Raw genomic sequence first — 21,699 nt, forward strand, 5'->3', positions numbered from 1 at the left:
GGCCAACTCAGGCACTTCGCACTCCGCACTCCGGCACTCACCCCAAAATTAACCTTTTTTTCCATTGGTCTCATTTCATATCTTTGCGCAAATCCATTTTTGATGAGTCTTAAACAATACTTGACCAGCCGCGTTTTCGCCTTGCAGATGCTGGCCGCCGTAGTTATCCTTTTCGTCCTCGGTTATCTGCTCATGCACTGGCTGACTTTTACCACAGATCACGGGAACGAGATCACGGTGCCAGATTTGCGCAAGCTCACCGAAACCCAGGTCGAGGAAAAACTCGATGCCGTCGATTTGGATTACGTCGTTTTGGACAGCGTCGATTTCGTGAAGGATTATCCGAAACACAGTGTCGTTACGCAAGATCCGGCTCCGGGCATGAAAGTCAAGGAAGACCGAAAGATTTATGTGAAGATCAATTCGTCCGGATTCACGTCAATCAAAATGCCAGATCTTATCGAGAAGACTTACAGACAAGCCATTCCGACCCTTTTGGCGCTCGGTTTGGTCGAAGGAAAAATCACCTACAAGCCCTATCTGGGGAAAGACATGGTTCTCGAAATGCGCTACAATGGCAAGAAAATCAAGCCCGGCGACAAGATTTGGAAGTCGTCCAAGATCGATTTGGTACTCGGAGACGGAAAAGTAGGTTTTGAAGAACAGGAAGACGAGCAAGACAGCACGTCCTCAAAATCGTCGGCAACACCGAAAACAGATGAGTAACCAAGATTTCGACCTCGAAGGCCAGGAGGAAAGCCAGGAACTTTTTGAACATTTCAGATTCGATGTCCCAAAAGGACAAGCTTTGGTGCGAATCGACAAATATCTCACCGGACTCATTCCGAACGCTACGCGAAACAAAGTCCAGAATGCGGCTGACAACGGCGACATTTACGTAAACGACGTTCCGACAAGATCGAACTATCGCGTAAAACCCGGCGATGTGTTGCGCGTTTTGCTCTCGCATCCGCCTTTCGAAAACAGGATCGATCCCGAAAATATTCCGCTCGATATCGTTTATGAAGACGATTCTCTGATCGTATTGAACAAGCCCGCCGGACTTGTCGTGCATCCCGGACACGGCAACTACACCGGAACTTTGGTCAATGCTTTGGTCTACCATTTCCAGCATTTGCCGATGAATTCGAGCAATCGTCCGGGTTTGGTCCATCGAATAGACAAAGATACATCCGGACTTTTGGTCGTGGCCAAAACCGATACCGCACTCGCCAATCTCGCGGCCCAATTCGAGTTCAAGACTTCCGAGCGCGAATATGTGGCTTTGGTTTGGGGAAATGTGAAAGAAGATTCGGGCACGATCGAAGGAAACATTTCACGCCACACGCGCGATCGCATGCAAATGGCGGTTTTTGAAGGCGAAGACATCGGGAAACCGGCCGTCACGCATTACAAAGTGCTCGAGCGTCTGGGTTACGTGACTTTGGTTTCTTGCCGACTCGAAACCGGCCGCACGCACCAGATTCGCGTGCACATGAAATACATCGGGCACACGCTTTTCAACGACGAACGATACGGCGGCTCGCAAATCCTCAAGGGAACGACTTTCACCAAATACAAACAATTCGTCGATAACTGCTTTAAGGTTTGTCCGCGTCAGGCGTTGCATGCCAAGACTTTGGGTTTCAAACATCCGGTAACGGGCGAATGGATGCGTTTCGATACGGAATTGCCGGCCGACATGAAAGCCTTAATCGAGAAATGGCGCACTTATTCTTCTGCTGCGAAGGTCGATTTTGAGGACGAGGAAGACTGATCTTACATTTTAGTTTTTTTGAACCATTAAGACCATTAAGACCATTAAGACCATTAAGACCATTAGGAACATTAAGGTCTTTATTTCTTATGGCTTCCGCGGATGAGCTGCCAATTCAGTACATACGGAACTCCGCAAAACAAATTCGTGCATTCGTGGCCAAAACCATATGAAAATTTTGGCCACGAATGCACGAATCGATTACGGGCAAAATCTTTTGAATCTGGAACGCGAGCAATGAGAAATCGCAATTCGTGAAATACGATTGACGAAAATAGACATCCGGGTCGGTGAAGATCCGTGAAATCGTTGGCCAAAAATCAGAAGCAAGGAATATCGGGACGAAAAACCTGCAACCGTATTATCTTTACGGAAAACATCGGCCATGAAATACTTGTTGTTGCTAACGCTTTTCGCATCATTCGCGGCAAAATCCCAAAAAGTTGTGTTTCTAGAAAAAGCCGACACCATCCAAAAACCAGAATACCAAATCTTCATCTACATAGACGACAAGACCGATTTAGCGGACGTGGTTTACGTTGGAAAAATCAAAGCGACCGGCGAACTCAAAGACGTTTCGGGCCTGTTCAACAGCATCAAGGCGAGTGCCCAAAAAGTAGGAGCGACGGCTTTCAAATTCGAGAGTTTCCAAAAAACAGATGCCGAAAATGGCGAACTCGTGTTGTCGGTTTATTTTGTCGAAGGCGATTTTTTCGACCGGAATTTCCTGAATATTCCGGCCAACAGGATTTTCATCTTCGGAAGTCCGGACTTGTCTGATAACAAATCGCAGGGCTACAAACTCGACGGCAAAAAGTACGAGATCGAAAGCGGCAAATTCCAGCAATTCGACATTCCCGAAAATAAGGAAATCAAGATCGTAAAAGGCGGAATCACGGGAATGGCGGTTTGGGTCAAGCGAAATGCGTCGGGTTATTCCTCGTTTTTCGGATTCTCGGGAATTGGCGTGAACCAAGTTGGAATTACTGCGGGCGGTGGCGGCGGAATCAGCATCAACACCGGCACGATCCATCGGATTGAACCGAATCTAGCCTTGGCTTTGCTTCGGATTTATACCGAGAAAAAATAACGTTTCCACCTATTTTTCACTTCAAAGGAAATGCTTGCGGTTGGAAAGTCCGCGGCAAGTCGTTATTATTTTTTGTCCGCCGATTTTAAGGATGAATCTTTTTAACCGCGAATTGGCGAATTATTTTCAAATCAGAAGATGAAATTCGCGAATTCGCGGCTGAAAAATAATCTTTGGCGAATGGATTTTTTATCTCCGGATTTTGATGGGGCAAATCTTTTGAACCGCTAATTAGCGAATTCGTTTTCAAATCAGAAGATGAAATTCGAGAATTCGCGGCTGAAAAGTAATCTTTGGCGAATGGATTTTTTGTCTGCGGATTTTGATAGGGCAAATCTTTTTAACCGCTAATTGGCGAATTCGTTTTCAAATCAGAAGATGAAATTCGCGAATTCGCAGCTGAAAAATAATCTTTGGCGAATGGATTTTTTGTCTGCGGATTTTGATAGGGCAAATCTTTTTTACCGCTAATTGGCGAATTCGTTTTCAAATCAGAAGATGAAATTCGCGAATTCGCGGCTGAAAAGTAATCTTTGGCGAATAGTTTTTTAAGCCGCAGAGATTTGCAGACACGAGTTGTCCGATCAAAACGAACTGGACGAAAGCGAAGTATGGCAAAAAATCCGCGGCAAAAAATCCGTGGAGGAAAAGGAAATTTGTAGCATCCGAAGCAAAACCGAAATTGCCACACTTCGTATCTTAGCCAAACAATCCAAACCAATGAAAATCGTCATTTCCCCAGCCAAAACACTCGATTTCGAATCTGAACTTCCATCAAAACGCCACACGCAATCGGCGTTTTTGACCCAAAGCCGAAAAGTCCACAAGGAGCTCAAGTCCAAAAAACCGAAAGAACTCATGGAATTGATGGACATTTCAGACAAGCTCGCCGATCTGAACTGGCAAAGGAACAAGGCCTGGAAAACGCCGTTCACAGCCGAAAATGCGCGTCCGGCAATGTATGCTTTTCACGGTGACGTTTACATCGGGCTTGATGCGTACACGATTCCTGCCGATAAAATAGACGACTTGCAACACAAACTGCGAATCCTGTCGGGACTTTACGGATTGCTCAAACCGCTAGATCTGATCCAACCTTACAGACTCGAAATGGGCACACAACTTCCTATCGGCGAGGATAAAAACTTGTATGCTTTCTGGAAAGAAACGCTTACCAAAGCGCTGAACAAAGAACTCAAAAAAGGAGAACTTTTCGTGAATCTGGCCAGCAACGAATATTTTTCTGCCATCGATACAAAAGCGCTCAAGGTGCCCGTGATAACGCCCGAATTCAAGGATTATAAAAACGGGAAACTGTCGATTGTCAGCTTTTTTGCCAAGAAGGCCAGAGGCATGATGGTGCGTTTCATCATCGATACGAATGCCGAAACCGTCGACGATTTGAAGGGCTTCAATTATGACGGATACTCGTTTGACGCGAATTTGTCTACCGGAAATAGTTTGGTTTTTACCAGATGATCTAACATTGAGGATAATACGGTATCTTTCGGGAAACGACTGAAAGATGAAAAGAAGGAATTTCGTACTTACGACGCTTTTGTCGCTTCCTGGATTGGCTTTGGCGAAGTTCTGGGATTTCAAGAAAAGCGAAAGACCCAAAAAGGGCATTTTGATCAGAGCCAACGAAAGCCGTTTTGACGGAAAACAAAAAACGGTCAAGAACGTAATCGGTCGATGCCTGATTTCCGCAGCTGATACGGAAGGTGAACTGCTGATTGTCGCGCCTGGAGAAAAAACGTTCGCCTTCAAAGGCGGTCCGCCATTGCACATACACAAGTTTCAGGACGAAATCTTTTTCGTTTCGAGCGGGGAATTCCTGATTCAGGTTGACAAGGACATCTTCGCGGTAAAAACAGGCGATACGGTTTTTATTCCGAGAGGCGTTCCTCACACGTTTGCCAATCCGATAGCCAACAATCCCGGAAGTTTGATTTCGATACACCAACCGGCCGGAAAGAACGAAGAGTTTTTCAAATACCTTTGCACTTACGAAAAAATGCCAGATTATGAGATCGATCCCGATTCGCCTGTCGTGGGCGCTCCGATAAAGTTATAGGTTTTAAAATCCAAAATCCAAAACTGCAGCTCAAAATTCGACAATTGGAATCGAAGCCAAAAACTAAAACCCCAAACACCAAAAAGCGTTCAAAGCCAATTGGAATTTGGGATTTGGAAAATGGAATTTCAAAAAAAAACCGCCATTGCTGACGGTTCTTTCTCTATTTTAACTCGAGCTCGAGTTCTTCGATGTCTCTTAAGCTTTCGGTCGTGATCTTTCGCTGGTTTCGCGAGAGTTCGTAAAGCGCGTCCACACCTTTTTGGGCGTTTCGATCGACTTTTGAGATCTTTTGGGTGAACACATCCAATTTGCTCGCATCTGCCGAATCGAGTTTCGGTTTGAGCTGATTCACGAATTCCATAAACTCCGGAACTACGTTGCTGTTTTGGTCGTATTCCGACTTCAGGTCTTCGAACGATTCGTTGATCTCTTTGCTGAGGTCGTTCGAATAATACTCACTCATCCTGCGGACCTCGCGGATAATTTTCTTGATATTGTTTCCGAATAGTCCCATTTGTTGGTTGTTTTTTTGTCTTGGAGGAATCTCAAATATAGGCAAAAATTAAAGCCGGAATAACTTTTTGGTCATTATTTTTTAACATCGGAGGCTGAAAATCAATGCATTGCCTCTGACATATCGACTTTGTTCTTGCTCTTTTTCACCAGCAAAATTACGGGAATACAGCACAAAAACAACAGTCCGAGGTAAAGAAAAATATCCATGTAAGACATGACTGTCGCCTGTTTCATGACCGCGCCTTCCAAGGCCTGATACGCTTTTTGAAGCGACTCGTTGAAAGAGAAACCTTTAGCCTCAAAACCTTGCTGTATTTGGGAAACGCGAGTAGCGACGCTCGGTCTCGAAGGATCGAGATTGGCCACAAGGTCGACTCTGTGCGATTGCGTGAATCTCGTGATGAAAGTCGTGATGATCGCGATTCCGAAAGAGCCGCCAAGCTGACGCATCATTCCGGTGAAAGCAGCGCCTTCCCCGATATGTTTTCCCTTCAAGGTCGAAAGCGACATGGTGGTAATCGGTACGAAAAGCAGTCCAAGTCCGATTCCGCGCATGATCAACGGCCAAAAGAAGTGTTCGGCTCCCGTGTCAGGCGTCATGACGTTGTACATCCAGAAGGTGAAAAGGAAGAAAACCCCGAATCCGATGGCGACCAATCGTGTTTGCGGCACGCCGTTCTGGATCATTTTTCCGATGATAGGCATCATGAATGCGGTCGTAAGCGAGCCCGGAATCAGCAATAACCCGGCTTCTGTCGCCGTCCAACCCAAAATCTGTTGTGTGTAGATTGGAATTACCAAAGTCGATCCATAAAGCCCGAATCCGAGAATGAAACACATCACGGTTCCGACGCGCAAATTGCTGTCCTTGAGAACGCTGAGGTTCACGATCGGATATTTGTAAGTCAACTCGCGCCAAATGAAAGCAAGTAATCCCAAAACCGAAACAATGCTCAAGATCACGATCAGCGGCTCGTCGAACCAATCATCCTGTTGTCCGTGTTCGAGCACGAACTGAAGCGATCCGATAAAAGAAATCAGGAAAACGATGCCCCACCAATCGACTTGGCTCGCCTTGAGTTTTTCGGCATATTTCGGACTTTTCACGAAAGTAAGCGTGAGGAAAGTCGCGATGATTCCCAGCGGGATGTTGATGTAGAAAATCCACGACCAATCCCAGTTGTCGGTAATCCAACCGCCAAGCGGCGGACCAAGCGTAGGGCCGACGATCACGCCCATCCCGTAAATCGCCTGCGCCATCCCGCGTTTTGCCAACGGATAAGATTCGGTAATGATCGTTTGTGCCGTCACGAGAAGCGCACCGCCTCCCATTCCCTGAATGAAGCGGAAGGCGACGAGTTCCCAAATGTTTGTTGCGTTTCCGCAGAGAAATGAGGCTATGGTAAAAATGATGATCGAGGCCGCGAAATAGTTGCGACGCCCGAATTGTTGCGAAAGCCAGCTAGTAAGAGGAATCACGATGACGTTCGCGATCGCGTAGGCCGTGATAACCCAGGCAACATCGGTCAAGGTCGCGCCAAGTGAACCTCGCATGTGTGTCAAAGCCACGTTCACTATAGTCGTATCGACAATCTCGAGCAAGGCGCACATGACAGCCGTAACGGTGATGATCACGCGCCGAAAGCCGTATTCTACGAGGTCGTCGGGATTTTGGGTAATGGTTTGGGCAGACATTGTGATTGGTAATTAATAATTATTAATCAATAATTGATAATTGAGCTTTATCCGGCTGCCCGTTTTTAGCTTTCTTGCAAACAACCGGTTTTGTAACGCGCCCAAAGAGCTTCCTGCGGTCGCTTTTGGGCGCGAACAAAACCAGGTTGTTTTCTGCGAAAGGCTAACCACTTGCATCCGGGCTGGGAATTGTTCTTTGTTCGAAACTATTTGTTGTATGTTCTTTGGTCGGCAAATGTCCAGAGCGGGTTGGCTTTGAGTTTGCTTTTTTGCTTGGGAGCGAAGTTTTTAACTTCGCGAGGCGTGTGACCGAGTCTGTGACTCGGAAAAAAACTCAGGCACTCAGGTACTTTTTCACTCAGGATCCCTTTACTTCAAATGCACATCGACCTCAACATTCATCCCGGGACGCAAACTCTTGAGTTTCTCGGCTTGTTCCTTATTGTTCAAAGCGATTTTCACAGGCAGACGCTGCACGGTTTTCACAAAGTTTCCAGTCGCGTTATCGGGCGGAAGCAACGAAAAACGAGCTCCGGTAGCAGGCGAGAAAGAAACCAGTTCACCTTCGAATTCGGTATCGGGATAAGCGTCGACTTTCACGGTAACTTTTTGCCCAATGACCATTTTGTTCAACTGTGTTTCTTTGAAGTTGGCCACAACCCAAGTTTCCTGATTGTTGATGATGTAGAACAAAGATTGTCCCGGGGCGACCAGTTGTCCCGGTTGCACGTTGATCTTCGAAACCTGTCCATCGACCGCCGCCGTGACTATCGTGTAGCTTTCGTTCAATTGGGCAGCCGCCAAAGCCGCTTTTGCACGCTCGATGTTCGCCGCGGCAACTTCGGTCTGCTTGCCTGAAACCGTACTTCTGGCCTGGCTCACCGATTTTTGGTAAGAACTCGCGCGTTGTTGGTCTTGCAGGATTTTCACCTGGTTTTTGGCTTCGAGGAAAACCGCTTCGGCTTGCTCGAACTGCTGTTTGGTGATCGAACGCTTGTCGTACAAAATCTTGTATCGGTCGTAGTCCTGTTGTGCGCGGGTCAATCTAATCTTCGCCGATTCGATGTTTCCGCCGGCACTTTGCACGTTGGCTTCCGAAACCGAAACTCCGGCAGAAGCGCTTCCCACATCGGCTTTCGAAACCGCGAAATTCCCTTCGGCAGCGAGCAAGGCCGCTTTGGCGTCTTCCACGCGAACCACGTAATCCTTGTCGTCGATCGTAAACAAAGTATCGCCTTTTTTCACGTAATCGTTGTCCTTCACGAAAACCTTGGTCACATAACCGGAAACACGCGGAATGATCGGGTTCATGTTCTTCTCGATCTGTGCGTCATCAGTAGATTCGTGAGACAGGGAATGGATGTATTTGTAGATCCCGAAAGTTCCGCCCACGAGGATCAGCACTCCGAAAATCAACATGAATTTCTTGTTTGTCTTTTTCTTTTCGACTTGTTTCTCTTCTTTCATGACGAAATATTAGTTGAGTTTGAATGATTGGGTTAATTGTCCGTTGGCTTCGAGAAGCTCGTAATATTTAAGGACGATGTTGGCTTGGGAATAAGCGACGTTTATCTTGGCGTTCAAATCGTCTACGTCGGCTTCGAGCAAATCGTTCGTATCGACGAGCCCGTTGTCATATTTGTCCTTGACGATCCTGAAATTCTCATCGGCTTGACCGACAGCCTCGTTGTAAACCTTGTCCTGTTTGAGCGAAAGTTGATAGTCTTCGTTGGCACGAACGACTTCCTGTTTGATCTCGTCTGTCAAAATCGCCTGTTGTTGCTCGAGTTCGGCAGTGCGGCTTTTTGCGGCCTTGACCGAACTTCCGTTCTTGAAGATCGAACTGATGTTGTAAGAAAGCCCGACACCAACATTCATAGCGTTCTCGATTCTCACGACATTCTGCAGATCGGCGAAGATGTAACCGCCGGTAAGTGCCAACGTTGGATAATAATCGGCTTTGGCCACTTTAACCTCGTCCTCGGAAGCCTTTTTGGCATAGCTCAGAGCCTCGAGGTCTTTTCGGCTTTCGATCGCCTGACCTTCGGAATTCAAACGCATCTCGAAAACGTCGCGGTCGATGTTCTCGGGCGTAACCTGCATTTGCGTTCCGGCCGGCAATTTCAGCAATGTCACGAGATAGTAGTTGATCACGCGTTCGTTCTTTTCGGCTTCGTCGAGTGAAATCTGAACGCGGGATTGCGCCAATTGGGCTTTGAGCAGATCGTTTCTTGCGATGAGTCCGTTTTCTTCCATGTTGGTGAAATCGGTCACGCGCTGTTTTTGGCTTTTGATGCTTTCGCGCAAGAGTTCGATCGACTTCTGCACTTTGTAAAGATCGGCGTAATATTGCACGACTTCCATCGCGACTTGCTCTTTCGAATGCGCGGCATTAGCTTGTTCCGATCTGTATCGGTTTTCGCTCGATTTGATGCTGTTGCGAAGTTTTCCACCAGAAAAAATCGGCACAGACAAATTCGCCTGGCCCAAGATCAATTGGTTCACTTTGGGTGAAGAAGCGCCTTCTTGGGTGTCTTCTCCGCTGTTGGATTCACTCGAGCTTTTGAGGTTGATGTCGGCATTTGTCAAGCGCATGTACTGTCCGGAAATCTTCAAATCCGGATACTGGTTCATCTTGACCGATTGCGTTTCGAAACTTGCGGTAGTGACTTTGGTGTCTGCCAAAACCGCCTGATTGCTGTTGGTCACGGCCATTTTCACGGCTTCGTTCAAAGACAGGCTTTTCTTTTGCGCCTGAAGTTGCGAAGCGGCTAAAAACAACACGACCAAACCGAGAATCTTACTGATTTTCATTTTTGAGCAGGGCTTTTATTACTTGTTTGATATAAGGGATAAGGTTGTTCTTGACGTAATTGTCGAAGTCGCGATCGGTTTTGAGGTGGAGCATTTCCTCATAGAAAATTCGCGTGTTGGTAAAGTGGAAGTACGTTCCCAAAACCGTCGTGGGAAGCAAATGCACGGGAATGTCCTGTTTGAATTGTCCCGTTTTCTGGCCTTCCTCGACAATCTGCCTAATCAGGTTGAGGTTGCGCAACTTGACTTCATTGAACTGTTGGATCGAAAGATTGCGCTGCGAATTCAGCACTTCGGAATGGATGATCTTGTAAATGCAGCGGTTCTTGTTGACGCGCGTGATGTAGAGATCGATAAGGCGCTCCATTTTTTCCCAAGGGTCGACCTGAAGTTTGAGCAAGGTCGTGAGTTGGAGTTCCATGTCGCTCGTTCTTGACAAAATGAGCGACTCGAGCATTTTTTCCTTTGAACCGAAGTAGTACGAAACCATGGCCACGTTGATGTGCGCCTCTTTGGCGATATCGCGTATGGAAGTTCCGTCGAAGCCTTTTTCCGCAAAAAGCTTTTCGGCCACCAGCAAAATCTGCATTTGTTTTTCGTTCAATTCTGACATTTCTTCGTTCGGATTACGATGCAAAATTAAACGCTTGTTTAAGTTAAACGTTTGTTTAGTTTTTGGTTTAACTTTTCTTTAACAGATTCAAACGTTTTAGTGGAAATTTTGTACGAAATGGGAGATGGTTTCCAGACCGTTTTTTTCGATGTGTCGGATGAATGCCGAACCAACGATCGCGCCTCGCGTAAACTCCGTAGCCAATTCAAAAGTAGACTTGTCGTGGATGCCAAAGCCGGTCACGAGCGGATTTTTGAGTTTCAAGTTCGAGACTCTTTTGAAATAATCCGATTGTTTTTGTCCGAATTCCGAAGCATTTCCGGTAATCGCCGCCGATGAAACCAAATAAATAAAGCCGTCCGAAACCGAGTCGATCTGACGGATCCTTTCGTTCGAAGTTTGTGGCGTCACAAGGAAAACCATCGGAATTCCGTGCGATTCGAACATCGATTTGTGGTCCGAAACGTAAACGTCGACAGGCAAATCGGGCACGATCAGTCCGTCGATTCCAACCTCGGAACATTTCTCCAGAAAATTTTCAACGCCAAATTGCAACATCGTATTGAAATAGCCCATGATCATCAAAGGGATATCCACGCTTTCGCGGATGTTTCGCAGTTGGTCGAACAACAATTTGGCCGTCATGCCATTTTCTATCGCAACCGTAGAACTGTGTTGGATCACCGGGCCATCGGCCAAAGGATCGCTGAAAGGCAGTCCGATCTCGACAAAGTCAACGCCCGATTTTTCGAGTTCGGAAATGATTTTTGTGGTGTCGTCCAAATTCGGGAAACCGGCCGTAAAGTATACGGAAAGAAGCTTTTTGTCCGAATGGAATAGGTTGGAAAGTCTTTTCATTGTTTCGTTATGAAAGTATTTTTTTGCACGGATAACGAACTAATTTTTAGGGAATTAGTGCATCCGCGCTTAGATTAACTGAATTTATATTGACTGAATACGGCTATGAAAAACCTTAATTTTCTTAACGATCTCAATGGTCCAAAATGACTTGAACGTTATTCCTAAATATTGAAATGTTTGATGTAAGTCGCCAGATCCTTATCGCCACGACCTGACAAACAAACCACGACGACATCGTCCGGATCAAAACTCATTTTTTCGAGAACAGCTAAAGCGTGCGCGCTTTCAATCGCGGGAATGATGCCTTCAAGTCGGCACAATTCAAGTCCGGCTTTCATCGCCTCGTCATCGGTCGCCGACAAAAAATCAGCGCGCCCCGAAGCGAACAAATGTGCGTGCAAAGGCCCGATTCCGGGATAATCCAAACCCGCCGATATCGAGTAAGGCTCGGTGATTTGCCCGTCTTCGGTCTGCATCAAAAGCGTTTTGCTTCCGTGGATGATGCCCGGTTTTCCAAGCATCGAAGTCGCCGCACTTTCACCGGAATCGACTCCGTGACCGGCGGCTTCAACCGCGACCAATTTCACGTCAGGATCGTCAAGAAAATGGTAGAAAGCGCCCGCAGCGTTGCTTCCGCCGCCAACGCAAGCCAGCACATAATCTGGTTTTTCGCGCTTTTCCTTGTCCAGAAGTTGCTTGCGGATTTCCTCTGAAATAACCGACTGGAAACGCGCCACCAAATCTGGATAAGGATGCGGCCCAACGACCGATCCGATCAAATAATAAGTGTTTTCAGGATTTGCGATCCAGTCGCGGATCGCCTCGTTCGTGGCATCTTTCAATGTTCTCGAACCCGATTTGGCCGGACGCACCTCGGCTCCAAGCATTTTCATGCGGGCCACATTCGGAGCTTGGCGTTCCATATCGATTTCGCCCATGAAGACGATGCATTCGAGATTCGCCAAAGCACAAACCGTCGCGGTCGCAACGCCGTGTTGACCCGCGCCGGTTTCAGCGATGATGCGCGTTTTTCCCAAGTGCCTGGCCAGCAAGATCTGTCCGATCGTGTTGTTGATTTTGTGGGCGCCCGTGTGGCACAGATCTTCGCGTTTCAGGTAGATTTTCGCTCCGTATTTTTGCGAAAGGCGAGATGCGAGATACAGCGGCGTCGGGCGGCCGGCGTAGTCTTGCAACAAATCGCGGAACTGCTTCTGGAAGTCGTCGGTTTGGCAGATCTTGAGGTAATTTTCTCGCAATTCTTCTACGTTCGGATACAACATTTCGGGCACGAAAGCGCCTCCAAAATCTCCGTAAAAACCATTTTTGTCTACTGCATATTTCATTGTAACTCGTTTTTGAAGTTGGCGATTGCCGATGCGTTTTTCACTCCGGGTTCGATCTCGAATTTGCTGTTGATGTCGATCGCGTAAATTGGAAATGTCAGGTTTTTCAAGGCTTGAACAGAATCGGGCGCAATTCCGCCGCTTAGCAAGACCGGTTTTTGTCCGGCGTAATTTGCAAGCAGCTTCCAATCGAAAACCAACCCGTTTCCACCGGGGTTTTTGCCTTTGGTGTCGAACAGGAAATAGTCGCAACTGGCTTCGTATCTGTCCAAAATCCCAAAATCGAAATCTTCGTCGACCGAAAAAGCTTTGATGATTTCGATCGTTCCGGATTTCAGTTCGCGACAAAAAGCGGGCGACTCGCTTCCGTGCAATTGGATCAGATCCAGATCGTATCTGTCGATTTTTGCTCGAATTTCCGCTTCGGATGCATCCACGAAAACACCGACTTTTTTAATGGATCCGGACAAATTTGGCAAATCCCCATCAAAATATCTCGCCGACTTTTCCCAGAAAATAAAGCCCATGAAATCGGGAAGGAGTGAGGCGACCGCCGTCATATTAGCCTTGTCTTTCATGCCGCACACCTTGATCTTCATCGCGCCAATGTTTGCATTTCTTCCATGAAATTCTTAGCGGCCAAACCGGGATTTTCGTGTTTCATGAAGTGTTCGCCCATGAGAAAGCCTTGATAGCCCGAAGCTCGCAAAGCATTCACGGTGTCGGCACTGTCGAGCCCGCTTTCTGACACCTTCACGAACTCGCTCGGAATGTGCTCGGCCAATTCGTGGCTTACATCAACGTCGACGACAAAATCCTTGAGATTGCGGTTGTTCACGCCAACGAGCGAAATTTCGGGACAGATCGATCTCTCAAATTCTTCTTTGGTTCTGACCTCGAGCAAAATTTCCATGCCCAAAGACATCGCCAAAACCGATAGATTCTTGATCTCGAAAGGTTTCAGCATGCAAGCCAGCAGTAAAATCGCATCGGCTCCGGTCGATTTCGATTCCACGATCTGGTATTCGTCCAAAATGAACTCCTTTCGCAGCAATGGTGTCGAAACAGCGGCTCGCGTCATGAGAATATCGTCGACGCATCCGCCAAAATAAGTCATGTCGGTCAACACGGAAATCCCGCAAACGCCGGCGTTCGCATAACCTGTCACGACATCGGCTACAGGCAGATTCTGGTTGATGTTCGGGCGCGATGGCGAACGTCTTTTGTGTTCGGCGATGATTCCGAAGTCACTCGTCACAAGCGCATCGGCAAGCGAAAACGTCGGACGTTTGAAAAGTTGTGTGTTCTCGAGCAGCGGTCGCGAGACGACCTTTTTGCGCAACTCGACCTCCCGGGCCTTGTTGGCAGCGATTTTTTCTAGAATGTTCATTTGGTCAACTGTTGGATGTGGTATAAAGTATGCAAGGCCTTTCCTGATAAAAGTGCCTCGTGAGCCGTTTCAAACGCTTGTTTTTTGTCGGTATTGTGCAGGAGTTCCAAAGCAAGTGCCGCATTCGCGCACACAACATCGTTTTGGGCTTTCGTGCCTTTTCCTTCGAGGATATTCCTGAAAATGGAAACGGCTTCCTCGACTGTATTTCCGCCGTATATGTCGCTTTCGCGGATTTGTTCCAGCCCGAAATCGGAAGGTGAAAAAATCGAATCTTCTTTTTTGGAAATCACTTTGGTTTTACCCGTGAGCGAAATTTCGTCGTAGCCGTTCAAATCGTGGAGTACGCGGAAATTCACATCGGTTTCCTGGAGAAGATAGCCATACATTCTGGCAAGCTCAAGATTGAAAACACCCGACAGCTGATTCTTCGGAAAGGCCGGATTCACAAGCGGCCCAAGCAGATTGAAAAACGTCTTGACACCCAAATCCTTGCGGATCGGTCCCACGTTTTTCATCGCCGGATGGAACAAAGGCGCATGCAGGATCGCGATGTTCGCCTCGTCGATGCAGCGTTTTATCACGCTCTCGTCGTTGGTGAATTTCACGCCCAGGGCTTCCATGACATTGCTCGACCCGGAAACCGAAGAAACGCCGTAATTGCCGTGTTTGGCGACTTTCACGCCGCAACTTGCCACGACCAACGACGCCAAAGTCGAAATGTTGAACGTGTTCTTGCCGTCGCCGCCCGTTCCGCAAAGGTCGATCGTGTCGAAATCGGACAAATCGATCCTGATGCACAAATCGAGCAACGCCTGACGAAAACCGGAAAGTTCGGCGATCGTGATCGGGCGCATCATGTAAACCGTGAGGAAAGATGCGATCTGGGCTTGGTTGTGCGCTCCGTTCGAAATCGAGGTCAGCACGTCGTAGGCTTCGGTCTGCGATAAAGTTTCGTGGCCAAAAAGCCTGTTGAGTATAGTTTTCATGGGATTCTGATTGGATTGGAACTGATTTTCGTCTGTCAGCTCTCAAGCCAATTTTTGAGGATCGATTTCCCGTGAGGCGTCAAAACGCTTTCGGGATGGAATTGCACGCCTTTCACGTCATAAACCGAATGGCGCAGCGACATGATCTGTCCGTTTTCGTCTATCGAAGTCGCGATCAGCGCATCGGGCAACTTTGCATCGACAACCCAGGAGTGATACCGTCCGACCTCGATTTCGGAATCCAGATCCTTGAACAAAGCTTCGTTCCTGTCGACGATTTTTACCTTGGTGGAAACGCCGTGAAAAACCGAATCGAGATTCACGAGCGATCCGCCATAAACCTCACCAATGGCTTGCTGGCCAAGGCAAACGCCCAAAATGCTCTTGTCTTTTCCGTATTCGCGGATCACATCTTTGAGCAAACCGGCCTCATCCGGAATTCCGGGACCGGGCGAAAGCAAAATCTTGTGGAACTGCGCCACTTCCTCCAAATCGAATTGGTCGTTTCTGAAAACCGTGATTTCGGCCCCAAGATCTTCGAGGTAATGCACCAGATTGTAGGTGAAGGAATCGTAATTGTCTATGATAAGGACTTTCATGTGGTAGGAAGCTAAATGTAGTGAAAAATGTTTGTTTAGATTGATTCTGCCGATGCAATCGCTTTTTCGAGTGCGGCCAGTTTGTTGTAAGTTTCCTGAAGTTCCGATTTTTCGTCAGATGCGGCCGTGATTCCGGCTCCGGCCTGAAAATGCAAAGTATTGGCTTTGCTCAGGAAAGTCCGGATCATGATGGCGTGGTTGAAATTGCCGTCGAAATCCATGAAACCGATCGCGCCGCCGTAAAAACTCCGGTTGCGGTTCTCGAGACTTTCGATGAGCTGCATGGCGCGGTGTTTTGGCGCTCCCGACAGTGTTCCGGCCGGAAAAGTGTCGGCGACGGCTTGCAACGTTCCGTTCTGGTTCTTGAGTTTTCCAGTGACTTTGGATACAAGGTGGATTACGTGCGAAAAAAACTGCAGTTCGGCATATTTCTCGACGGTTACTTCGGATGCATTTCGGCTCAAATCGTTTCTGGCCAGATCGACCAGCATGACGTGTTCGGCGTTTTCCTTTTTGTCTTCAGACAGTGCGCGCGCCAAAATCGCGTCTTCTTCGTCGTTTCCGGTGCGTTTGAAAGTTCCCGCGATAGGATGGATTTCGGCTTTTCCGTTCTCGACGACGAGTTGCGCTTCGGGCGAAGACCCAAAAATGCGGAAGTTCCCGTAGTCGAAAAAGAAAAGGTAAGGCGACGGATTGATGCTTCTCAAGGCGCGATAAACGTTGAAATCGTCACCTTTGAACGCTTGTGAAAACCGACGCGAAAGCACAAGCTGGAAAACGTCGCCGCGCTGGCAATGCGATTTGGCTTTCGCGACGAGTTCGAGATAATCGCTTTCTGGAATATTTGCCGTCTTTTCGCCCGATTTTGTGAATTTGTATTTCGGGAGCGAGCTGTTTTGGAGCAATCCGAGAATTTCTTCAAGATTGGAATTTTCGTCGAGCGAATGGCAGAACAGATAAGCCTCGTTTCGGAAATGGTTTATGGCAATGACGTTCCTGAAAAACGAATACTGCAGATCGGGAATTTCGAGGTCGCCGTCTTTTTTGGCGATTTCCACTGATTCGAAATAGCGCACGCTGTCATAGGCAATATAACCGAAAAGTCCGCCCTGAATGCATTTGTGGTGGGTTTTTGCCAATTCGAATCTCGACGAAAAACCCTGGATTTTTTGCATCAGATTGTCGGAAGCGGAAAGCTTTTCTGAAAGTATTTTTCCGTCGGGAAATTCCTGTCGCAACTCGCCGTTCTCGACTTTCACCGAAGCGATCGGATCACAACAGATATACGAGAAACTGTTCTTCCCGGCCTGGAAATCGGAACTTTCGAGCAGGATTGAATTGGCGAAACGGTCGCGCAGCTTGAGGTAAACTCCCACTGGCGTGAGCGTATCGGCGAGAACGGTTTTGTGGAAAGTCTGGAAGTTGTAAGTGTCCATATCTTGGATTTTAGGTATAAAAAAAGGCCCGTCGTGATTGACGGGCCTTTTGTATGAAAATACTAATAGCGGACGCGCTTCACGAATATCGACGTAAAGTTTTCCACCACCAGTTGTTTTGTTGCATTTTGTACATGTGGCAAAGATAGGCAAGTGGTTTTGGTGTGCAAGTTTTTTGGGATTTTTTTGGATTTTGGACAAAATGTGGTTTTGAAAATGCCTGTTCGTGTTTCCCGATTGCGTGAGGGATACTGGCATTGTTTGAGCTCTTTTGCGTCTCAGGATTTGTCGCTTACAGATATTTTTCGTGCAAAAAGCGAGTGCCTGTAGCCCGACGGCGGCTTTTTGGAGCGCGTTCGGAAAACAGGTATGCTAACGATTATAGAATTGGGTTGTGTGACCGCCGCCGGCACGCCGTGATTTGGAAGGTAGTGGCAGTAGCAGTAGCAGTAGCAGAAGCAGGTGCAGAAGTAGTAGCAGAAGCAGAAGCAGAAGCAGAAGCAGTAGCAGAAGCAGAAGCAGTTGCAGTAACAGGCGCAGAAATAGAACAGTTTCCGGCACAGCAAACTCAGGCACTCAGCACCTCCGCCACTCAGGCACTCAAAAAAAAAGCCCCGAAGAAAACTCCGAGGCCATGCTGTAAAAAGAAAGCTATTAGAAAACGAGGTTGACCGTTACGTCGAAATCGTCGTAGATCACGTTGTCGCCCAAACCTTCGAAGAAACTTTTCGAGTTGTATTTCACGTCATATTTCGTACGATCGACTTTGAACGCGGTCGTAGCCGTATTTTTTCCCAAAGTAAGGTCGAAAGTCACGGGAGCTGTTTTGCCTTTTACGGTAAGATCAGCGGTAACTGCGTAAACGTTGTTCGGTTTTGCCTGAACGGTTTTGAAGTCAAGTTTTGCTGTAGCGAATTTGTCTGTTCCGAAGAAATCGTCAGCTTTGAGGTGGCCTTCCAATTTCTCTTTGCCTTTTCCGGCTTCAAGATCTGTAACGGCGATGGAAGTCATGTCGATCACGAAAGATCCACCGGCAAGTTTTCCTGCTTTAAGGACCAAAGTTCCGCTTTTGAGGTTGACTGTTCCTTCGTGTGAACCTGTCACTTTTTTTCCGACCCATTTGATCGTGCTTTTCTTCACGTCAACAGCCTTGTTCTGTGCTGTCGCTGTCAAAGTTCCTACTGCAAGGAAAAGCGCTACTGCGATTGTTTTGAAATTTTTCATTGGATTAATTAAGGATTAGATATTGATTATAATGTGATGAATAATTCTGATTCGGGTTTGCGCACTTTGGCCAATCCGTGAAAACGGTCATCCTCGTGCCTGTAACCGACCGTTGCGATAACCGAGGCGCTCAGTCCTTTTTCGCCAAGACCGAGAATCTCGTTGTAGGCGTCAGGGTTGAAACCCTCCATAGGCGTAGCGTCGATCTTTAACGCAGCGGCTGCATTCAATAAGTTTGCCAAAGCGATATATGTTTGTTTGGAAGTCCAGATATTGCGCTCCACGATTTCTTTCGAAGCGACATAACTACTGTAGCCGGAAATCATCTGTTCGAGATTTTCCAATGGAATACCGCGCACTTTGCTGATCTGTCCGATCGCATCGGCGACATGATCGCCGGAAAGGTCGAGTATGTTCGCGAATACGAAAAGGTGGGAAGCCTCGAGCACCGACTGTTTGTTCATGAAAGAAACTTCGGCCAATTGCTCGCGAATTTTTGCATCTTCCACGATAACGACCTTATAAGGCTGCAATCCCATGGACGACGGGCTAAAACGGATCGCCTGTTTAAGAACGTCGAGGTCTTCGCCTGAAATCTTTTGCGAAGCGTCGTATTTTTTGGTGGCATAACGCCAGTTCAAATCTGATATAAAAGTATTCATAAGAATGTTAATGTGATGTTATCAATCGCGGAATTTGTCTAGCAAAAGGCTCAATGTGTTGAGTTCTTCGGCTGTCATTTTTCGTCCGTACAGCGTTTCGTGATTATCGATCACCGGGTCGATCTTCAAAAGCAGGTCGAGGCCTTTTTTCGTGATTTCGATCTCCATTTTGCGTCGGTTGGACGGACAGATTTTTCTCGTGACAAGTTCTTTCGCCAGCAATTTGTCGACCAATCTGGTTGTGTTGCTGGTTTTTGCCAACATCCTTTCCTGTATAAGCGACATGTTCGCGGGCTTCCCTTTTTGGCCACGTAAAATCCTGAGTACATTGAACTGTTCGGTAGAAATATCAAACGGCTTCAAAACCGCCTGGATGCTTTCGCCCAATCTGGTTTGCGTGTAGCCGATGTTCAGTATGACCCGTTTCGTGGGCGACATCGGAACACTGCTTTTGATGATTTCCTCGATTGTCATTTGTAAGTTCAAAATTTGTAGGTACAAATGTATGCCGATTTTTTATTTGTAGCTACAAATGTCATTGTTATTTTTTTGTTAATACGATTTAGACAGATTTCAAACAGCCTAATTTTATAGGATGAAATCAACGTCGCTTTCTATACGCCAAACCTTGACACTGTTTCTTTTGTGCGTATTTTCTTTCGGATATTCCCAATCCGATCCAAAACCGAAGGAAGTTTTCTCAAAAGACGGAATCACAGTCAACGCATACGATTTCAGCACCTTCGAACCTTTTTTAAATAAATCCGACGACACGGTTTATGTAGTCAATTTCTGGGCTACTTGGTGTGCGCCGTGTATCAAGGAATTGCCGTTTTTCGAGCAACTGAACCAAAAGTACAAGGACAAGAAAGTCAAAGTGCTGTTGGTGAGCCTCGATTCGCGCAAGGTCGTCGAGAAGTCACTCATCCCATTCATCAAAAAGAAGAAACTGCAATCGCAATATGTGCTTTTGGCCGATCCGGATATGAATTCGTGGATTCCAAAGGTCAACCCCGATTGGTCAGGAGCGATTCCGGCCACGGTAGTCTACAACGGCAAAACGGGCGAGCGCAAATTCTACGAACAAAGTTTCACTTACGACGAACTCGAATCACAAGTCAAACCTTTTATCAAATAATCCCATGAAAACTTTAAAAATTCTTGCCGCCTTTGCCATCGTGGCGTTCATGTCGGCATTCACTCTGCCCGGAACTGGTTATAAAGTAGGCGACATCGCCACCGATTTCAAACTCAGGAACGTCGACGGGAAAATGGTCTCGTTATCGGATTACAAATCGGCAAAAGGATTCATCGTCGTCTTTACGTGCAATCATTGTCCTTACGCCAAAGCCTACGAGGACAGAATCGTGGCCCTGAACAAAAAATACGCGCCACAAGGCTATCCCGTGATCGCGATCAATCCGAACAATCCCGAAAAACAAAAAGAGGACAGTTTTGACCTGATGAAAGTGCGTGCCAAGGAAAAAGGGTTCGCGTTCCCGTATCTTTTCGACGAAGGCCAGAAAATCCATCCGCAATATGGAGCGACCAAAACACCACACGTCTACATTTTGCAGAAAACCGCCAAAGGGAACGAGGTCAAGTACATAGGCGCGATCGATGACAATTATGACGAACCGTCGGCCGTAAAAGAGAAATATGTTGAAAATGCCGTCGATGCCTTGCTCAAAGGCCAGTCCATAAAAGTCACCGAAACCAAAGCGATCGGATGCTCGATCAAAGCCTGATTCAATTAATAGTTAATAATTATTAATTAATAATTGTTAATTGTCAATCACACCCACCGCTCATTATTATTTATTCATTATCAATTATTAATTAAAAGAATGGATTTATCCCAAAACGACTGGCAGGAAAAACTCCAGAACGACCCGAACGCAGTAATTCTCGACGTGCGCACCGAGGACGAATGGAACGACGGCATCATTCCCGGAGCGATCAACATCGACATCTACAAAGGCCAGGGCTTCATCTACGAAGTCGACCAACTCGACAAGAACAAGAACTATTTCGTGTACTGCAAAGCCGGCGGACGTTCCGCTCAAGCCTGCGCGATCATGAACCAACTCGGTTTCCCGACGACCTACAATCTCGTCGGCGGATTTTCGCAGTGGCAAGGCGCTACGACCGAGCCTTAAACCGCACATTTTTAGTTTGAGAACCATCAGGGGAATTTTTCTTTTGATGGTTTTCTGTTTTTGTTTCAAATTTTTTTGGAGCTTTTTCCGGCTAACTGGCACTAGCTTTTTTGTAAAAGCCGGTTTTTCTATGTCTTGAAACGAGCTTCCGTTGGTCGCTGTTTCAAGTCAAGAAAATCACGTCTTTTTCTGCAAAAGGCTAGTTGCCGTCATCCGGGCTAGGATTGTCGTAAGACGATCTTTTTTCTTTTTATTTAATTCGGTGTTCACGGAGCTTTCTCTCACTCTCGAAACCTGGATAAATGAGCTTCGCTCATTTTGCTTCTTTCGGCAGCTGCGCTGCCGCAGGCTTTGATTTTGATTCGTCGCCTGCCAGCGGGGCTTACTTTTGCCTCGCCGCAAAAGTAACAAAAGGGCGCGCGGCACGACCGATTTTGGCGACCTGACAGCC

Annotated in this window: 25 protein-coding genes; 9 read left to right on the forward strand and 16 right to left on the reverse strand. The window is 47.1% G+C overall.

The annotated features are described in order from the left end of the window. Positions 1-102: 102 nt before the first annotated feature. The 5 genes from EOO49_RS16515 to EOO49_RS16535 all read left to right on the forward strand — a co-directional run bounded on the left by EOO49_RS16515 (position 103) and on the right by EOO49_RS16535 (position 4,944). Positions 103-726 carry a PASTA domain-containing protein gene (locus EOO49_RS16515; protein WP_290847712.1) on the forward strand — a complete coding sequence of 208 codons (624 nt, stop codon included), beginning with the start codon at positions 103-105 and terminating at the stop codon, positions 724-726. After that, the gene (locus tag EOO49_RS16520) at positions 719-1,777 is read left to right on the forward strand and encodes an RluA family pseudouridine synthase (protein WP_290847715.1); all 1,059 of its coding nucleotides are present in this window, start codon (positions 719-721) and stop codon (positions 1,775-1,777) included. The genes EOO49_RS16515 and EOO49_RS16520 overlap by 8 nt, the downstream gene beginning before the upstream one ends. Before the next feature lie 385 nt (positions 1,778-2,162). Beyond that, on the forward strand, positions 2,163-2,867 hold the full coding sequence (locus EOO49_RS16525; RefSeq protein WP_290847717.1) for a hypothetical protein: 705 nt from the start codon (positions 2,163-2,165) through the stop codon (positions 2,865-2,867). 720 nt (positions 2,868-3,587) lie between these two features. Then, a complete protein-coding gene (gene yaaA, locus EOO49_RS16530; RefSeq protein ID WP_290847718.1) occupies positions 3,588-4,346 on the forward strand; it encodes a peroxide stress protein YaaA in 759 nt (252 codons plus the stop codon). Positions 4,347-4,392: 46 nt separating this feature from the next. Next, the gene (locus EOO49_RS16535) at positions 4,393-4,944 is read left to right on the forward strand and encodes a cupin domain-containing protein (RefSeq protein ID WP_290847719.1); all 552 of its coding nucleotides are present in this window, start codon (positions 4,393-4,395) and stop codon (positions 4,942-4,944) included. A gap of 163 nt (positions 4,945-5,107) precedes the next feature. On the opposite strand, the gene EOO49_RS16540 is transcribed toward EOO49_RS16535, so the two are convergent. From EOO49_RS16540 to EOO49_RS16595, 12 genes are all read right to left on the reverse strand, one after another. Next, positions 5,108-5,461 carry a hypothetical protein gene (locus EOO49_RS16540; protein WP_290847720.1) on the reverse strand — a complete coding sequence of 118 codons (354 nt, stop codon included), beginning with the start codon at positions 5,459-5,461 and terminating at the stop codon, positions 5,108-5,110. A 101-nt stretch (positions 5,462-5,562) separates the two neighbouring features. After that, entirely contained in the window at positions 5,563-7,158 is a 1,596-nt protein-coding gene (locus EOO49_RS16545; protein ID WP_290847721.1) for a DHA2 family efflux MFS transporter permease subunit, read from the reverse strand. A gap of 369 nt (positions 7,159-7,527) precedes the next feature. After that, positions 7,528-8,625: an HlyD family secretion protein gene (locus EOO49_RS16550; RefSeq protein ID WP_290847722.1), complete on the reverse strand. Its 1,098-nt coding sequence runs from the start codon at positions 8,623-8,625 to the stop codon at positions 7,528-7,530. 9 nt (positions 8,626-8,634) lie between these two features. Next, positions 8,635-9,972, reverse strand: coding sequence for a TolC family protein (locus EOO49_RS16555; protein ID WP_290847723.1), 1,338 nt, complete (start codon positions 9,970-9,972; stop codon positions 8,635-8,637). Then, positions 9,959-10,561 (reverse strand): TetR family transcriptional regulator, encoded by a 603-nt coding sequence (locus EOO49_RS16560; RefSeq protein WP_290847724.1) that lies wholly within the window; start codon positions 10,559-10,561, stop codon positions 9,959-9,961. The genes EOO49_RS16555 and EOO49_RS16560 overlap by 14 nt, the downstream gene beginning before the upstream one ends. A 120-nt stretch (positions 10,562-10,681) precedes the next feature. Further along, positions 10,682-11,443 carry a tryptophan synthase subunit alpha gene (trpA, locus tag EOO49_RS16565; RefSeq protein ID WP_290847725.1) on the reverse strand — a complete coding sequence of 254 codons (762 nt, stop codon included), beginning with the start codon at positions 11,441-11,443 and terminating at the stop codon, positions 10,682-10,684. A 164-nt stretch (positions 11,444-11,607) separates the two neighbouring features. Next, on the reverse strand, positions 11,608-12,789 hold the full coding sequence (gene trpB, locus EOO49_RS16570) for a tryptophan synthase subunit beta (protein ID WP_290847726.1): 1,182 nt from the start codon (positions 12,787-12,789) through the stop codon (positions 11,608-11,610). After that, entirely contained in the window at positions 12,786-13,388 is a 603-nt protein-coding gene (locus tag EOO49_RS16575) for a phosphoribosylanthranilate isomerase (protein WP_290847727.1), read from the reverse strand. Before EOO49_RS16575 ends, trpB begins: the two co-directional genes overlap by 4 nt. Further along, the gene (locus EOO49_RS16580) at positions 13,385-14,179 is read right to left on the reverse strand and encodes an indole-3-glycerol phosphate synthase TrpC (protein ID WP_290847728.1); all 795 of its coding nucleotides are present in this window, start codon (positions 14,177-14,179) and stop codon (positions 13,385-13,387) included. Before EOO49_RS16580 ends, EOO49_RS16575 begins: the two co-directional genes overlap by 4 nt. After that, complete coding sequence (gene trpD, locus EOO49_RS16585) at positions 14,176-15,168, reverse strand: anthranilate phosphoribosyltransferase (RefSeq protein WP_290847729.1); 993 nt, start codon at positions 15,166-15,168, stop codon at positions 14,176-14,178. Before trpD ends, EOO49_RS16580 begins: the two co-directional genes overlap by 4 nt. Positions 15,169-15,203: 35 nt before the next feature. Further along, a complete protein-coding gene (locus EOO49_RS16590) occupies positions 15,204-15,767 on the reverse strand; it encodes an aminodeoxychorismate/anthranilate synthase component II (protein WP_290847730.1) in 564 nt (187 codons plus the stop codon). Between the two features lie 35 nt (positions 15,768-15,802). After that, positions 15,803-17,203 carry an anthranilate synthase component I family protein gene (locus tag EOO49_RS16595; RefSeq protein WP_290847731.1) on the reverse strand — a complete coding sequence of 467 codons (1,401 nt, stop codon included), beginning with the start codon at positions 17,201-17,203 and terminating at the stop codon, positions 15,803-15,805. 431 nt (positions 17,204-17,634) lie between these two features. Here EOO49_RS16595 and EOO49_RS16600 point away from each other — a divergent pair, with 431 nt between their 5' ends. Next, positions 17,635-17,874 carry a hypothetical protein gene (locus EOO49_RS16600; protein ID WP_290847732.1) on the forward strand — a complete coding sequence of 80 codons (240 nt, stop codon included), beginning with the start codon at positions 17,635-17,637 and terminating at the stop codon, positions 17,872-17,874. Here the strand turns inward: EOO49_RS16600 and EOO49_RS16605 are convergent. From EOO49_RS16605 to EOO49_RS16615, 3 genes are read right to left on the reverse strand one after another with little or no spacing between them, the layout of a single operon-like run. Beyond that, a complete protein-coding gene (locus EOO49_RS16605; RefSeq protein ID WP_290847733.1) occupies positions 17,858-18,427 on the reverse strand; it encodes a YceI family protein in 570 nt (189 codons plus the stop codon). The genes EOO49_RS16600 and EOO49_RS16605 overlap by 17 nt on opposite strands. Positions 18,428-18,453: 26 nt before the next feature. Further along, on the reverse strand, positions 18,454-19,089 hold the full coding sequence (locus EOO49_RS16610) for an NAD(P)H-dependent oxidoreductase (protein WP_290847734.1): 636 nt from the start codon (positions 19,087-19,089) through the stop codon (positions 18,454-18,456). A 21-nt stretch (positions 19,090-19,110) separates the two neighbouring features. After that, complete coding sequence (locus EOO49_RS16615) at positions 19,111-19,563, reverse strand: MarR family transcriptional regulator (RefSeq protein WP_290847735.1); 453 nt, start codon at positions 19,561-19,563, stop codon at positions 19,111-19,113. 121 nt (positions 19,564-19,684) lie between these two features. Here EOO49_RS16615 and EOO49_RS16620 point away from each other — a divergent pair, with 121 nt between their 5' ends. From EOO49_RS16620 to EOO49_RS16630, 3 genes are all read left to right on the forward strand, one after another. After that, positions 19,685-20,227 carry a TlpA disulfide reductase family protein gene (locus tag EOO49_RS16620; protein WP_290847736.1) on the forward strand — a complete coding sequence of 181 codons (543 nt, stop codon included), beginning with the start codon at positions 19,685-19,687 and terminating at the stop codon, positions 20,225-20,227. 4 nt (positions 20,228-20,231) lie between these two features. Beyond that, positions 20,232-20,837 carry a thioredoxin family protein gene (locus EOO49_RS16625; RefSeq protein WP_290847737.1) on the forward strand — a complete coding sequence of 202 codons (606 nt, stop codon included), beginning with the start codon at positions 20,232-20,234 and terminating at the stop codon, positions 20,835-20,837. Positions 20,838-20,936: 99 nt separating this feature from the next. Then, on the forward strand, positions 20,937-21,248 hold the full coding sequence (locus EOO49_RS16630; RefSeq protein ID WP_290847739.1) for a rhodanese-like domain-containing protein: 312 nt from the start codon (positions 20,937-20,939) through the stop codon (positions 21,246-21,248). Between the two features lie 177 nt (positions 21,249-21,425). Here the strand turns inward: EOO49_RS16630 and EOO49_RS16635 are convergent. Continuing rightward, positions 21,426-21,699, reverse strand: a 274-nt coding sequence (locus tag EOO49_RS16635) for a hypothetical protein (RefSeq protein WP_290847741.1), incomplete at its 5' end; no start/stop codon positions are given.

Origin of the sequence: Flavobacterium sp. (genome assembly GCF_004295795.1) — a bacterium.
GTDB lineage: Bacteria > Bacteroidota > Bacteroidia > Flavobacteriales > Flavobacteriaceae > Flavobacterium.

Coding starts and splice junctions, on each gene's coding strand:
- EOO49_RS16515 (WP_290847712.1), top strand. CDS start 103: ATGAGTCTTAAACAATACTTGACCAGCCGCGTTTTCGCCTTGCAGATG.
- EOO49_RS16520 (WP_290847715.1), top strand. CDS start 719: ATGAGTAACCAAGATTTCGACCTCGAAGGCCAGGAGGAAAGCCAGGAA.
- EOO49_RS16525 (WP_290847717.1), top strand. CDS start 2,163: ATGAAATACTTGTTGTTGCTAACGCTTTTCGCATCATTCGCGGCAAAA.
- yaaA (WP_290847718.1), top strand. CDS start 3,588: ATGAAAATCGTCATTTCCCCAGCCAAAACACTCGATTTCGAATCTGAA.
- EOO49_RS16535 (WP_290847719.1), top strand. CDS start 4,393: ATGAAAAGAAGGAATTTCGTACTTACGACGCTTTTGTCGCTTCCTGGA.
- EOO49_RS16540 (WP_290847720.1), bottom strand. CDS start 5,461: ATGGGACTATTCGGAAACAATATCAAGAAAATTATCCGCGAGGTCCGC.
- EOO49_RS16545 (WP_290847721.1), bottom strand. CDS start 7,158: ATGTCTGCCCAAACCATTACCCAAAATCCCGACGACCTCGTAGAATAC.
- EOO49_RS16550 (WP_290847722.1), bottom strand. CDS start 8,625: ATGAAAGAAGAGAAACAAGTCGAAAAGAAAAAGACAAACAAGAAATTC.
- EOO49_RS16555 (WP_290847723.1), bottom strand. CDS start 9,972: ATGAAAATCAGTAAGATTCTCGGTTTGGTCGTGTTGTTTTTAGCCGCT.
- EOO49_RS16560 (WP_290847724.1), bottom strand. CDS start 10,561: ATGCAGATTTTGCTGGTGGCCGAAAAGCTTTTTGCGGAAAAAGGCTTC.
- trpA (WP_290847725.1), bottom strand. CDS start 11,443: ATGAAAAGACTTTCCAACCTATTCCATTCGGACAAAAAGCTTCTTTCC.
- trpB (WP_290847726.1), bottom strand. CDS start 12,789: ATGAAATATGCAGTAGACAAAAATGGTTTTTACGGAGATTTTGGAGGC.
- EOO49_RS16575 (WP_290847727.1), bottom strand. CDS start 13,388: ATGAAGATCAAGGTGTGCGGCATGAAAGACAAGGCTAATATGACGGCG.
- EOO49_RS16580 (WP_290847728.1), bottom strand. CDS start 14,179: ATGAACATTCTAGAAAAAATCGCTGCCAACAAGGCCCGGGAGGTCGAG.
- trpD (WP_290847729.1), bottom strand. CDS start 15,168: ATGAAAACTATACTCAACAGGCTTTTTGGCCACGAAACTTTATCGCAG.
- EOO49_RS16590 (WP_290847730.1), bottom strand. CDS start 15,767: ATGAAAGTCCTTATCATAGACAATTACGATTCCTTCACCTACAATCTG.
- EOO49_RS16595 (WP_290847731.1), bottom strand. CDS start 17,203: ATGGACACTTACAACTTCCAGACTTTCCACAAAACCGTTCTCGCCGAT.
- EOO49_RS16605 (WP_290847733.1), bottom strand. CDS start 18,427: ATGAAAAATTTCAAAACAATCGCAGTAGCGCTTTTCCTTGCAGTAGGA.
- EOO49_RS16610 (WP_290847734.1), bottom strand. CDS start 19,089: ATGAATACTTTTATATCAGATTTGAACTGGCGTTATGCCACCAAAAAA.
- EOO49_RS16615 (WP_290847735.1), bottom strand. CDS start 19,563: ATGACAATCGAGGAAATCATCAAAAGCAGTGTTCCGATGTCGCCCACG.
- EOO49_RS16620 (WP_290847736.1), top strand. CDS start 19,685: ATGAAATCAACGTCGCTTTCTATACGCCAAACCTTGACACTGTTTCTT.
- EOO49_RS16625 (WP_290847737.1), top strand. CDS start 20,232: ATGAAAACTTTAAAAATTCTTGCCGCCTTTGCCATCGTGGCGTTCATG.
- EOO49_RS16630 (WP_290847739.1), top strand. CDS start 20,937: ATGGATTTATCCCAAAACGACTGGCAGGAAAAACTCCAGAACGACCCG.